The organism is Lentzea sp. (genome assembly GCF_035525475.1).
Classification (GTDB): domain Bacteria; phylum Actinomycetota; class Actinomycetes; order Mycobacteriales; family Pseudonocardiaceae; genus Lentzea.
The window spans coordinates 84,460-96,034 of record NZ_DATLEC010000265.1 but is presented as its reverse complement, the minus strand read 5'-3'; the positions used below and the strand labels follow the sequence as shown (position 1 = coordinate 96,034).

Sequence of the window (11,575 nt, the reverse complement as noted above, 5' to 3'; positions counted from 1 at the left end):
TTCTACAGAGCCGGACTGCCCGGCACGTGATCACCTCGCCCAATTCCCCGCACGAGCGCCTGAAGTGCCTGCTCCGCGTCGTAACGGGGCTCCCAGCCGAGCTCCGTCCGGGCGCGCGTCGCGTCCAGCAGCGGCGATTTCAGGGCCAGGTCGACCCATCCCGGGGGTGTCGGCTGCAGCCGCAGCCGCCAGCTGAGGCTCGCCGCCGCGCGCAACAGGGCCCCCGGAACGGCCACGTGCCGTCCTCCCAACGCCCCTGCCAGTGCACGCGGAGTGACGACGGGTTCGGCCACCAGGTTGACCCCGCCGTGCGGTCGTCGCCGCAGGATCCGGACCAGCGCGTCGGCCACGTCGTCGGCGTGGACGAACTGCAGGACCAGGTCCCGCGGCAGGGGCAGGACCGGAATCCTGTGCCGGAACAGGGCTTTCGGGACCAGGTTGCCGAGGAAGTAGTCGTGGATCTCGGACCCGGCGTCGGACTGCAGGATCAGGCCGGGCCGCGGCCGTGAGATGAGCAGGCGCGACTCGAACTGGGTGAGCAGGTGCTCCACAGCGGCCTTGTGCCTGCTGTAGAACGACGACGTCACTCCCCTGGTCGGCCAGGACTCGTCCACGCGGCGGTCCTTCGAGCCCGGCGAGTACGCGCCGATGGAGGACATGTGCACGAGGTGCGGCACACCCGCGTCCGCCGCGGCGCCGAAGACGCGCCCCGATCCGGCCACGTTGACCCGGTAGGTCAGGCGTTCGTCGCGGGCGGGCTGGATGAGCCAGGCCAGGTGGACCACGGCGTCGGCGTTCTCGAACGCGACGGCCAGCGGTTCCTCCGCGCCGGGCTTGCCGATGTCGATCGGCGTCCACGTCACGCCGCGGTACGGCGGCGCGTCGCCCGGTGGTCTGCGGGAGATGCCGTGCACCTCGATGTCGGGTTCCCCGGCGAGCCTGCGCAGGAGTGCGGTGCCGACGTTGCCGGTCGCGCCGGTGATGACGACCTTCACGAGCGCGCCCTCGCGGTCTCGCGGTCGTTCGCCTTCTGGATGGCGTCGACGAGCTCGTCCTTGCTCATCCGCGAGCGGCCCTCGACCTCCAAGCGCTTCGCGACGTCGTAGAGGTGCTCCTTGCTCGCGTTCGCGTCGACGCCGCCGGCCGTCTCGCCCCGTGCCGGTGTGCCACGTTCCGCCCGCGGGTCCGACGGACCCTTCTCCTCCTTGGGTTCCCAGTGGTCGCCGACCTTCTCGAAACCGTGCTTCAGCGCGGAGAAGGCGGTGCGGTGCGCACGTTCGCCCTCCCCGTAGGTCTCGACAGCGGAGTCGTGCGCCTTGATCCACGTCCGCTGCGCCTTCTCCGGTGAGCGCGCCACCGTGCTGGGCAGCTCCTCACGTCCGGGCATGGCTCTCCTCCAGGGTTTCGACCAGCACCGACGGGTACCCGCCAGCCATGACCGCCATGCACGCCATCGACGTCCACAGCCCGCGCGACTCGCAGCTGGTCGGCTGGCTCCCCACCGCCACCCCGTCGGAGGTGACCGCTGCCCTGACCACAGCCCGTTCCGCTCACCCGTCGTGGGCGGCCACGCCCGCCGCCGAGCGCGGTGCCGCACTGCGGGAGGCGGCGGTCGCCTTGCGATCACGGGTGAACGACATGGCGACGGTCGTGGAGACCGAGACGGGAAAGCCGTTCGCGTCGGCTCGCGAGGGCGTGATGGCGGGCGTCTCGACGCTCGAGCAGTACGCCGAGCTCGGTCCGGTCCACCGTGGACGGTCGTTGCTCGGCACGGCGGTCGACTTCATGGTGCCCGAGCCGCGCGGGGTGGTCGTGGCGCTCACGCCGTGGAACGACCCGGTAGCGGTGGCCTGCGGGCTGCTGGGAGCGGCTCTCGTCACCGGCAACGTCGTGGTGCACAAGCCGAGTGAACGCTGCCCGCACACCGGTCTGCTGCTGGCGACGGTCATCGCCGGCTGCTTCCCCGCCGGCGTGCTGCAGACCCTCGTCGGCGACGGGCAGATCGGTGAAGCGCTGGTGCGCTCGCCCGAGGTCGACGTGGTCGCGCACGTCGGCAGCACCGCGACCGGCCGGGCGATCGCGCAGGTCTCGTCCGCGAAGCTGTTGCTGGAGAACGGCGGCAACGACCCGCTGCTCGTCGACGACGACGTGGACCCGGAGTGGGCGGCGGCGCAGGCGGCGCTGGGGGCGTTCGCCAACGCCGGTCAGATCTGCACCTCGGTCGAACGGATCTACCTGCACAAGGCAGTCGCCACCCCGTTCCTGGATGCGTTGTGCGAGCAGGCCCGCTCGTGGAACGAGAACCAGCAGCCGCTGGTCGACACCCGCCACCGCGAGTTCGTGCACGACCAGGTGGCCGGCGCCATCGCGGCAGGAGCCACCGCACTGGTGGGCGGCGCGATCCCGGACGGCCCCGGCGCGTACTACCCGGCCACGGTGCTGTCGGGGTGCTCCAGCGCGATGAGGGTGATGTGCGAGGAGACGTTCGGCCCGGTAGCGCCGGTGCAGCTGGTGTCGTCGTTCGACGAGGCCCTGACCGAGGCGTGCTCCGGTGACTACGGCCTGGCCGCCACCGTCCTGACCGGCTCCATGGAGCACGCGCAACGGGCGTGGCGCGCGCTGCCGGTCGGCACGGTGAAGGTCAACGCCGTGTTCGGGGGCGCACCCGGTGGTGCCGCCCAGCCCCGCGGCGCGTCCGGCACCGGCTTCGGGTACGGCCCCGAGCTGCTCGACGAGATGACCACGACCAAGGTGGTGCACCTCGGCGTGCCCACCATCCGGTCGTGAGTGTCGGCCGATCGTGATCTACCGGCCGGTCGTGCCCAGCGGCCGTTCGTGACCAGCCGCCGTTCGTGCTCAGCGGCCGGTCGTGACCAGCCGGAACCCCGCCTCGGTGACCTTGTCCCGAGGCAGGACGTTCCGGGTGTCGAAGATCAGCGGCGTCCTGGTGCGCCCGGCCAGCTCCGGCCAGTCGAGCTCGGCGAACTCCGGCCACTCGGTAAGCACGAGCAACGCGTCCACGTCGTCCGCCGCCTCCGCCGCGGTGCCCATGACGGTGATGCCGGGCCTGTCCTGCGTGACGCACGGGTCGTAGGCGCGCACGTCCGCCCCGTCCTCCGCCAGGATCCGGGCGACCGCCAGCGCGGGCGAGTCGCGCAGGTCGTTCGTCCCCGCCTTGAAGGTCAGGCCCAGCAACCCGATCCGGGCGCCGGCGAGGTCGCCGACCTCGGCGCGGAGCCGGTCCACGACGCGGTGCGGCTGGCGGTGGTTGGTGCTGATCGCGGCTTCCAGGGTGGCGAAGTCGACGTCCGCCGAGCGTGCCGTCGCGAGCAGCGCGAGGGTGTCCTTGGGCAGGCACGATCCGCCCCAGCCCGGTCCGGGGGCCAGGCACGACGCGCCGATCCTGTCGTCCAGCCGCATGCCCTCGGCGACGCCGTCGATGTCGGCGCCGAGGTTCTCGCACAGCTCGGCGATCGTGTTGACGTAGGAGAGCTTCAACGCCAGGAAGCAGTTGCTGGCGTACTTCACGAGCTCGGCGCTCGTGTTGTCGGTGAGGACGACCGGCGCGCGGGTGTCCGCGTACAGCTCGGCCACCTCGTGGGCCAGGCGTTCGTCCTGGGCGCCGACCACGATCCGTTGCGGGCGCAGGAAGTCCTCGACGGCGTGGCCCTCGCGCAGGAACTCCGGGTTCGAGACGGCGCCGGGATAGCGGGCGGCGGTGCCGACCGGGACCGTCGACTTCAGCACCACCGGTGTCGTGGCCAGGGAAAGCACGTCCTCGACGGCGGACAGGTCGGCCTCGCCGCCGGCACCGGCCGGTGTCGGCACGCAGACGAACGTGTAGTCCACATCGGACAGAGCGCTGCCCGTCACGAACCTCAGCCTGCCGTTGCCGAGTCCCTCGGCGACGAGCTCGGTCAGTCCCGGTTCGTGCAGCGGCACCTCGCCCGCCGTCAAGGCGGCGATCTTAGACTCGTCGACGTCCGCGCAGGTCACGTGGTGTCCGAGGTGGGCGAAGCACGCGGCCGTGGTCAAACCGACGTAGCCCGCGCCGATGACTCCGATCCGCACAGGGCACCTCCTACCGCGTCGAGGACCTCTTCCGGCGTGATCTCCAGCAGGCCGGGATCGGGTTCTTCGGCGAACGTGTCACCGGTGGTGCCGTGCCACAGCACCTGGTGCGGACCTCGCAGCGGCCCCCACAGCCGCGGGGACACCGGGCCGAACAGCAGGACCGACGGCGTCCGGTACGCGGTGGCGACGTGCGCTACGCCGGTGTCACCGCAGATGACGAGACGCGCGGTCGCGACCAGGTCCAGGAGCTCGGAAAGGCTGCCGCTGAACGGGTTCGGCGTGATCTTCCTGGCGAGGCCGAGCTCGCCGGGACCGGCGGTGACCACCACGTCCGGTCCCAGGGCCTCCGCGACGGCCGCGTACCTCTCCGCCGGCCACCTGCGGGCGCCGGTGCTCGCGCCGGGGTGGATCACGATCGGGCCGGTCCTCTCCCCGGCCGGACGCAGGCGGAAGTCGCAGGGGTCGCAGCAGATGCCGTGCCGTTGCAGCAGATCGCACCACCGCGGCACCTCGTGCCGGTCCTCCGGCCACTCGAGCGCCGACACGCGCTCGTCGTGCCCGGCGCCGTCCGCGTAGGTGATCAACCGGCGCGGCCGGGTGGCCAGCAGCCTCTCCACGCTCTGCGGTCCCCTGCCGTGCAGGTTGACCGCCAAGTCCGGCTCCTCGAAACCGATCGGCGCCAACTCCCCGGTCGGCAGCAACCGGTCCACCGCGTCGATCCGGTCCACCACGTCGGTCAGCCACTCCGGTGCCGCGAGCGTGATCTCCGCTTCGGGGAACGCCGACCGCAACCCGCGCAACGCGGGCACCGCGGTCAGCAGGTCGCCCAGCCCGAGCGCCCTGAGCACCAGGATCCTCACGGCCGCACCCGCCGGTGACGCACCTCGCCACGCAACCGGTGCCAGCACGCGGCCGGCGGGATCAGGGCGCTCGTCACGGTCATGCGCACGATCTCGTCCCACGTCCGCGGTCCCGGCGCGATCCGCACCACCGCGAACCACGCGGTGCGCCCCGCCCACACCGCGGCGAGAGCACCCCCGAGGCGCCGTCGACCCATCACTCCACAAAGGACGGCCAGCAAGCCGGCCGCCGTGGTGATCGCGTGTGACTGCAGACGTCCTTGCGCCCCACCGATGCGCGACCGCCACCGCGACCCCTCCAGCCGGCGCATCAGGGCGTCGTCGGCGTTCCCCCGCTGGTCGCGCACGCTGGTCAGGAACGTCGCGGGTTTCACCGGGTGCGTCGTGACCCTGTCGCCGCGCACGATCCGGTACCCGGCGTCCTGCACGCGCAACGCCAGCTCGGCGTCCTCGCGGTAGGCGCGCGGGAACCGTTCGTCGAACCCGCCCGCCCGTGCCAGGGCTTCCCGCCGGTACGCCATGTCCGCGGTGATCCAGTGCGCCGTGGCGAGCCCGGCCGTGCCGCGTTCGGCGTCGGTCGGCTTGCGGTCCTCCGGCAACGGCACGACGATCCGCGCCTGGCTCGCGCCCACGTCCGGCGGCAGGTTCTGGAGGTCGGCGCACAGCCGCGCCTTCCAGTCCGGGGCGAGCACGACGTCGTCGTCGAGGAACGCCACCCACTCGCCCTGGGCCTCCCGCCAGCCGGTGTTGCGCGCCGCCGCGGGGCCGAGCCGCGTCTCGCTGTCGTCCACCACGAGGATCTCGCACGGGTCCGGGCCTGTGCCCTCGGCCAGTGCCTCGAGCAGGACGTCCAGGTTCGGACGGCCCACGGTGGGGATCACGACCGAATACTTCATCGGCGCACCACGTAGGGGCCGATGGCGAGCAGGTCGACCGGGGACGAGCCGAAGCACTCCAGGGCGTCGCGCGGCGTGTCGACCATCGGGCGTCCGGCGGTGTTGAGGCTCGTGTTCACGACGACCGGGACACCGCTGCGGGCCTCGAACTCGCGCAACATGCGTTCCAGCAACGGGTCGCCCTCGACGGTCTGGGCCCGCGCGGTGCCGTCCACGTGCACCACGGCGGGGATCTTGTCCTTCCACTCGGGACGGACGTCGTGCACGAAGAGCATGTACGGGCTGGGGATCGGGCCGCGCGTGAACACGTCGGCGGCCCGGTCGGCGAGCACCATGGGCGCCACCGGGCGGAACTGCTCACGCCCCTTCACGTCGTTCAGCCGCGTCAGGTTCTCGGCGTGGCACGGATTCGCGAGCAACGAGCGCCGGCCGAGGGCGCGCGGGCCGTACTCGCTGCGGCCCTGGAACCACGCGACGATCTTGTTCGCGGCCAGCGCCTGTGCGACCTCCACCGCGACGTCGGCGGGCTTCTCGAACGGCACGGCGGCGACGCGCAGCACCGACTCGATCTCCTCGTCGGAGAAGCCGCGGCCGAGATCGGCTCCCGGCATGGCCGAGACGGTGTCCGAGGTCGTGGCCAGCGCCGCTCCCAGCGCGGTTCCCGCGTCCCCCGCCGCCGGCTGGACCCAGACCTCGTCGAACGGTCCCTCCGCGAAGATCCGGGTGTTCGCCACGCAGTTCAGCGCGACACCCCCGGCCATGGTGAGCCGCTTCTCGCCGGTGCGCTCGTGCAGCCACGTCGCCAGCTCCAGCAGCACCTCCTCGAGCCGCACCTGCACGCTCGCGGCGAGCTCGGCGTGCTCCTGGCCCAGTTCCCCGTCCTTCGTGCGCTGCTTCGCCAGCGTGCTCCAGTCCAGCGGCCGGATCTCGAACCCGCCGTCGCGCACCAGCACGTGCTCGCGCATCAGGTCCAGGTGCACCGGCTTCGCGTGGGAGGCCAGCGCCATCACCTTGTACTCGTCGCTCGACCGCAGGAAGCCCAGGTGCTCGGTCAGATCCTCGTACATCAGGCCGAGCGAGTGCGGCAGCCGTTGCGAGGCGAACGTCGTCAGCTCCTGGTCGACGTACCGGCCGGCGAGGTGCGAGCCGCACTCACCGCGTCCGTCGGCCACCAGCACGGCGCAGTTGCCGCCGAACGGCGCGGCGAGGCCGGTCGACGCGGCGTGGGCGACGTGGTGCGGCACGAACCGCACGATCGCGGGGTCGAGACCGGGCAGCGCGGTCGACAGGAACTCCGGCGCACGCCGTGCGTAGGTCGTGCGCAGCTCTTCCCACGGCGCGTACTCGGCGTCGACCAGGCTCGGGTCGTAGGAGTACGCGACGGCGTCGAGGTCGCCGGGGCTGATACCGGCGTACTCCAGGCACCAGCGTGCGGACAGCTCCGGCAGTTCCCACGTGGAGAACGGCACGGGCCTCTTGCCGTGCTTGCGACGGGAGAACCGTTCCTCCTCGGCCGCCGCGACGACCTCGCCATCGATCACCAGCGCCGCCGCCGGGTCGTGGAACACCGCGTTGATCCCGAGAACTCGCATGACGAGCGGCTACCCTGCGAGTTCCCGGGCAAACGAGCGCAGGCCCTCGTCGAGCGGAACGGTCGGCTGCCAGCCCAGGAACTCCCGCGCCAGGCCGATGTCCGGCCGTCGGCGCCGAGGGTCGTCCTGCATCGGTTCGACGTGGCGGACGACGGATTCGCTGCCGGTGACCTCGATCGTCTTGTGCGCGACGTCGAGCACCGTCACCTCGGCCGGGTTGCCGAGGTCGATGGGGCCGGGTGATCACTGCGCGCCACCGCCAGCAGCCCGTGGATCAGGTCGTCCACGTAGCAGAGAGATCTTGTCTGCAACCCGTCCCCGTGGACGGTCAGCGGTTCGCCCGCCAGCGCCTGCCGCAGGAAAGTCGGGACCATCCGGCCGTCGTGCGCGCGCATCCGCGGGCCATAGGTGTTGAAGATCCGCACGATCCCGGCGTCGACGCCGTGCTCCGCCCGGAACGCCACGGTCATCGCCACTCCGGCGCCGGGCGGCACGGTGTCGCGCGAGCCGGTGCGGAACGAGTCCACGCACACCACCCGCGCGCCCTCGTTCAGCAGCGCCTCGCAGACGTGCGACCCGAGGAAACCCGCACCCCCGGTGACGACGACGCGCTCAGGCGACATCGAGGACCGTCTTCAGCCAGCCGTCCTCACGGAGGTCGAACGACTTGTACGCCTCGATCGCGGACGACGGCTTCTCGTGCCGGGTGATGAACTCCAGCGGGTCGACCGCTCCCGTCAGCACGAGGTCCAGCAGCCGCGGCACGTACCGGCGGTGGTTGCAGTTGCCCATGCGCAGAGTGAGGTTCTTGTTCATGGCGTCGCCGATCGGGAACTGGTCGAACCCCGCCGGGTAGACGCCGATGATCCCGATCGACCCGGCCTTCGCCACGAGCTCGACCGCCCAGTCGAGCGCCTGCCGCGGCGCGTCGCCGGGCTTCCACTGCTCGCCGGTCCGCTCACCGGGCTGCTCGGCGTCCACGCCGACCGCCTCGATCACGCGGTCGGGGCCGATTCCCCCGGTCAGGTCCTTGACGACCTCGACGGGGTCCTCCTCGTTGAAGTTCACGACTTCGGCGTTCTGGGCACGGGCTTTGTCGAGCCTGGACGCGATGCCGTCGACGACGATCACGCGCCCTGCGCCCTGCCGCTTGGCCGAGGCGATCGCGAACTGACCGACCACGCCCGCGCCCAGCACGAGCACGGTGTCGCCGGAGCCGACCTCGGCGAGCCGCGAGCCGAACCACGCGGTCGGGAAGATGTCGGACACCAGGATCGCCTGGTCGTCGGTGATGCCGTCCGGCACGCGCACCAGCGTCGTCATGGCGTACGGGATCCGCGCGCGTTCGGCCTGCAACCCGTTGACGGGACCCGTGGCCTTCGGGCCGCCGAAGAAGCAGGTGCCGGCGGACGGCCCGTTCGGGTTGGCGGTGTCGCACTGGGCGTAGTACCCGGCGCGGCAGTAGGAGCACGTGCCGCAGCCGACTGTCGACGTGACGACCACGCGGTCGCCGGGCGTGAACCCGCGCACCGCCGGTCCGACCTCCTCGACGACGCCGACGGCCTCGTGGCCGAGCACGGTGCCCTCGACCATGTCCGGCATCGTGCCGCGCACCATGTGCAGGTCTGTGCCGCAGATGGCGCTGCGGGTGATCCGGATGACCGCGTCGGTCGGTTCCTGGATCTTCGGGTCCTCGACGTCGTCGAGCCGGATGTCGCCCGTGCCGTGCCACACAACTGCCTTCACGTTCTTCTCCTCCCGTTTCGTTGGCTGTTCCCTGGGAGTTCCGGCGCAAACACGTGCCCCGAATTGACGAATTTTCTGGACGTTCTTCACCAGAACGGACAAAGCGCCGCAGCCGTGGTTTTGTCCTGAAGTCATCGGGTACCGCCGTTCCGTGGATCGCATCGCCGACGTATGGGGACCACGCACTCCGCACGGACGCGGGACGACCTGGCCGGTCCGGGTCGACCGGCAGCTCGCGGACGGCGTCGGGGAGTCCGATGTGGACCGCTGGGTCCAGTCGGCCTGCGTGCTGTGCAGCAACGGGTGCGGCTGCGACATCGCGGTCAAGGACGGCAGGATCGTCGGTGTCCGCGGACGTGCGAGCGACATCGTCAACCGCGGCAGGCTCGGCCCGAAAGGCCTTTACGGCTCGTGGCAGGCGCACGGGAAAGAGCGCCTGACCGAACCGTTGATCCGCAGGAACGGCGAGCTGGTGGAAACCGACTGGGACACGGCGATGAGCGCCGTCGTCCACCGGTCGCAGCAGTCGCTGAACGAGATCGGGCCGCTCTCGCACGGTTTCTACACGAGCGGGCAACTGTTCCTGGAGGAGTACTACACCCTCGGCGTGATCGGCAAAGCCGGTATCGGCACGCCGCACATGGACGGCAACACCAGGCTCTGCACCGCGACGGCCGCCGCCGCGCTGAAGGAGACCTTCGGCTCGGACGGCCAGCCCGCCTGTCACGCCGACATCGACCTGTGCGACGCGCTGTTCCTGTTCGGGCACAACATGGCCTCCACGCAGACCGTGATGTGGACCCGCGTGCTCGACCGGATCGCAGGCCCCGACCGGCCCAGAGTGGTCGTCGTGGACCCCCGCGGCACCCCGACCGCCGAAGCCGCGGACGTGCACCTGGCGCCGTTGCCCGGCACGAACCAGGCGTTGCTGAACGGCCTGCTGCGCGCCGTGATCGAGAACGACTGGGTCGACCACGACTACGTTTCCCAGCACACGCTGGGGTTCGACGAGCTCAAGGCGACCGTCGAGCCGTACACGCCGGAGCGCGTCGCCGAGATCTGCCGCGTCTCCCCCGCCGACCTCCTGCGCGCAGCCGAGATCTTCGGGACGTCGCAGCGCGTGCTCTCGACCGTGCTGCAGGGCTTCTACCAGTCGCACCAGGCGACCGCCGCGTCGTGCCAGGTGAACAACCTGCACCTGCTGCGCGGCCTGCTCGGCGAGCCGGGCAGCGGCGTGCTGCAGATGAACGGCCAGCCGACCGCGCAGAACACCCGCGAGGCCGGCGCGAACGGCGACCTGCCGGGCTTCCGCAACTGGGACAACCCCGAGCACGTCGAGCAGCTCGCGAAGTTGTGGAACGTCGACCCGCTGACCATCCCGCATTGGGCGCCACCGACGCACGCGATGCAGATCTGGCGTTACGCCGAGCAGGGGTCGATCAAGTTCCTGTGGATCTCCGCGACGAACCCGGCCGTGTCGTTGCCGGAGCTGTCGCGCATCAGGAAGATCCTGAGGCGCGAGGACCTGTTCGTGGTCGTGCAGGACGCGTTCCGCACCGAGACGACCGAACTGGCCGACGTGGTGCTGCCGGCCGCGATCTGGGGCGAGAAGCAGGGCACGTTCACGAACCTGTCCCGTGTCGTGCACCTGTCCGAGCAGGCCGTCGCACCGCCGGGCGAGGCGCGCAGCGATCTCGACATCTTCCTGGACTACGCGTCCCGCATGGGTCTCCGCGACCGCGACGGCGATCCGTTGATCAAGTGGAAGGACGCCGAGGGCGCGTTCGACGCGTGGCGCGAGTGCAGCCGCGGCCGTCCCTGCGACTACACGCACCTGTCCTACGAGAAGCTGCGCGGCGGTAGCGGAATCCATTGGGGCACTGAACGTCTCTATGCCGATGGCGTCTTCCCGACCGACGCGGACCACTGCGAGGACTACGGCCACGACCTGCTCACGGGCGCGTCGACCACGCCGACCGACTACAAGGCCCGGCGTCCCGACGGCCGGGCGTTCCTGAAGGCGGCCGAGCACACGCCGCCACCGGAACAGCCGAGCGACGAGTACCCGTTCCTGTGCACGACCGGACGCACGGTTCACCACTTCCACACGCGCACCAAGACCATGCGCGCCCCGGAACTGCAGAAGGCCGCTCCCGAACCGTGGGTGGAGCTCTCCCCCGCTGACGCGGGCCGGCTCGCCGTGGCGAACGGTGACGTGGTCCGGGTCGAGTCCGAACGCGGCGGCGTCGAGGTCCCGGTCCGCATCGGGCGGTGCCGCGACGGCGTGGTGTTCCTGCCGTTCCACTACGGCTTCCAGGCCGCCAACGAGGTGACGCCCACCGAGTGGGACCCGGTGTCCAAGCAACCGCTGTTCAAGATCAGCGCCGTGCGGATCAGGAAGGTGTGA

11 protein-coding genes are annotated in these 11,575 nt (G+C 71.2%); 2 read left to right on the top strand and 9 right to left on the bottom strand.

Going from position 1 to position 11,575, the window contains the following annotated elements:
• Positions 1 to 2 precede the first annotated feature (2 nt).
• Both VM306_RS40725 and VM306_RS40720 read right to left on the bottom strand, forming a co-directional pair.
• Positions 3 to 995, bottom strand: coding sequence for an NAD-dependent epimerase/dehydratase family protein (locus VM306_RS40725; protein ID WP_325525012.1), 993 nt, complete (start codon positions 993 to 995; stop codon positions 3 to 5).
• Positions 992 to 1,387: a ChaB family protein gene (locus tag VM306_RS40720; protein WP_325525010.1), complete on the bottom strand. Its 396-nt coding sequence runs from the start codon at positions 1,385 to 1,387 to the stop codon at positions 992 to 994. The genes VM306_RS40725 and VM306_RS40720 overlap by 4 nt, the downstream gene beginning before the upstream one ends.
• A 47-nt stretch (positions 1,388 to 1,434) precedes the next feature.
• Here VM306_RS40720 and VM306_RS40715 point away from each other — a divergent pair, with 47 nt between their 5' ends.
• Entirely contained in the window at positions 1,435 to 2,787 is a 1,353-nt protein-coding gene (locus VM306_RS40715; protein WP_325525008.1) for an aldehyde dehydrogenase family protein, read from the top strand.
• Positions 2,788 to 2,856: 69 nt separating this feature from the next.
• Here the strand turns inward: VM306_RS40715 and VM306_RS40710 are convergent, their stop codons facing one another.
• Genes VM306_RS40710 through VM306_RS40680 form a run of 7 tightly spaced genes read right to left on the bottom strand, consistent with a single transcriptional unit; the run spans position 2,857 to position 9,168 of the window.
• Positions 2,857 to 4,071: a UDP-glucose/GDP-mannose dehydrogenase family protein gene (locus tag VM306_RS40710; protein ID WP_325525005.1), complete on the bottom strand. Its 1,215-nt coding sequence runs from the start codon at positions 4,069 to 4,071 to the stop codon at positions 2,857 to 2,859.
• Positions 4,032 to 4,934 (bottom strand): glycosyltransferase family 9 protein, encoded by a 903-nt coding sequence (locus tag VM306_RS40705; protein WP_325525003.1) that lies wholly within the window; start codon positions 4,932 to 4,934, stop codon positions 4,032 to 4,034. Before VM306_RS40705 ends, VM306_RS40710 begins: the two co-directional genes overlap by 40 nt.
• Positions 4,931 to 5,830 carry a glycosyltransferase gene (locus VM306_RS40700; RefSeq protein WP_325525001.1) on the bottom strand — a complete coding sequence of 300 codons (900 nt, stop codon included), beginning with the start codon at positions 5,828 to 5,830 and terminating at the stop codon, positions 4,931 to 4,933. The genes VM306_RS40705 and VM306_RS40700 overlap by 4 nt, the downstream gene beginning before the upstream one ends.
• The gene (locus tag VM306_RS40695) at positions 5,827 to 7,422 is read right to left on the bottom strand and encodes a carbamoyltransferase family protein (protein ID WP_325524997.1); all 1,596 of its coding nucleotides are present in this window, start codon (positions 7,420 to 7,422) and stop codon (positions 5,827 to 5,829) included. The genes VM306_RS40700 and VM306_RS40695 overlap by 4 nt, the downstream gene beginning before the upstream one ends.
• Positions 7,423 to 7,431: 9 nt before the next feature.
• On the bottom strand, positions 7,432 to 7,629 hold the full coding sequence (locus tag VM306_RS40690) for a hypothetical protein (protein WP_325524995.1): 198 nt from the start codon (positions 7,627 to 7,629) through the stop codon (positions 7,432 to 7,434).
• A complete protein-coding gene (locus tag VM306_RS40685; protein WP_325524993.1) occupies positions 7,626 to 8,045 on the bottom strand; it encodes an NAD-dependent epimerase/dehydratase family protein in 420 nt (139 codons plus the stop codon). Before VM306_RS40685 ends, VM306_RS40690 begins: the two co-directional genes overlap by 4 nt.
• Entirely contained in the window at positions 8,035 to 9,168 is a 1,134-nt protein-coding gene (locus VM306_RS40680; protein WP_325524991.1) for a zinc-dependent alcohol dehydrogenase, read from the bottom strand. Before VM306_RS40680 ends, VM306_RS40685 begins: the two co-directional genes overlap by 11 nt.
• A gap of 151 nt (positions 9,169 to 9,319) precedes the next feature.
• On the opposite strand from VM306_RS40680, the gene VM306_RS40675 reads away from it, so the two are divergent.
• Complete coding sequence (locus tag VM306_RS40675; protein ID WP_325524989.1) at positions 9,320 to 11,575, top strand: nitrate reductase; 2,256 nt, start codon at positions 9,320 to 9,322, stop codon at positions 11,573 to 11,575.

What these genes read in the sequence shown, in the direction of transcription:
- VM306_RS40720 (WP_325525010.1), bottom strand. Translation starts at nt 1,387, where the DNA reads ATGCCCGGACGTGAGGAGCTGCCCAGCACGGTGGCGCGCTCACCGGAG.
- VM306_RS40685 (WP_325524993.1), bottom strand. Translation starts at nt 8,045, where the DNA reads ATGTCGCCTGAGCGCGTCGTCGTCACCGGGGGTGCGGGTTTCCTCGGG.
- VM306_RS40700 (WP_325525001.1), bottom strand. Translation starts at nt 5,830, where the DNA reads ATGAAGTATTCGGTCGTGATCCCCACCGTGGGCCGTCCGAACCTGGAC.
- VM306_RS40695 (WP_325524997.1), bottom strand. Translation starts at nt 7,422, where the DNA reads ATGCGAGTTCTCGGGATCAACGCGGTGTTCCACGACCCGGCGGCGGCG.
- VM306_RS40715 (WP_325525008.1), top strand. Translation starts at nt 1,435, where the DNA reads ATGACCGCCATGCACGCCATCGACGTCCACAGCCCGCGCGACTCGCAG.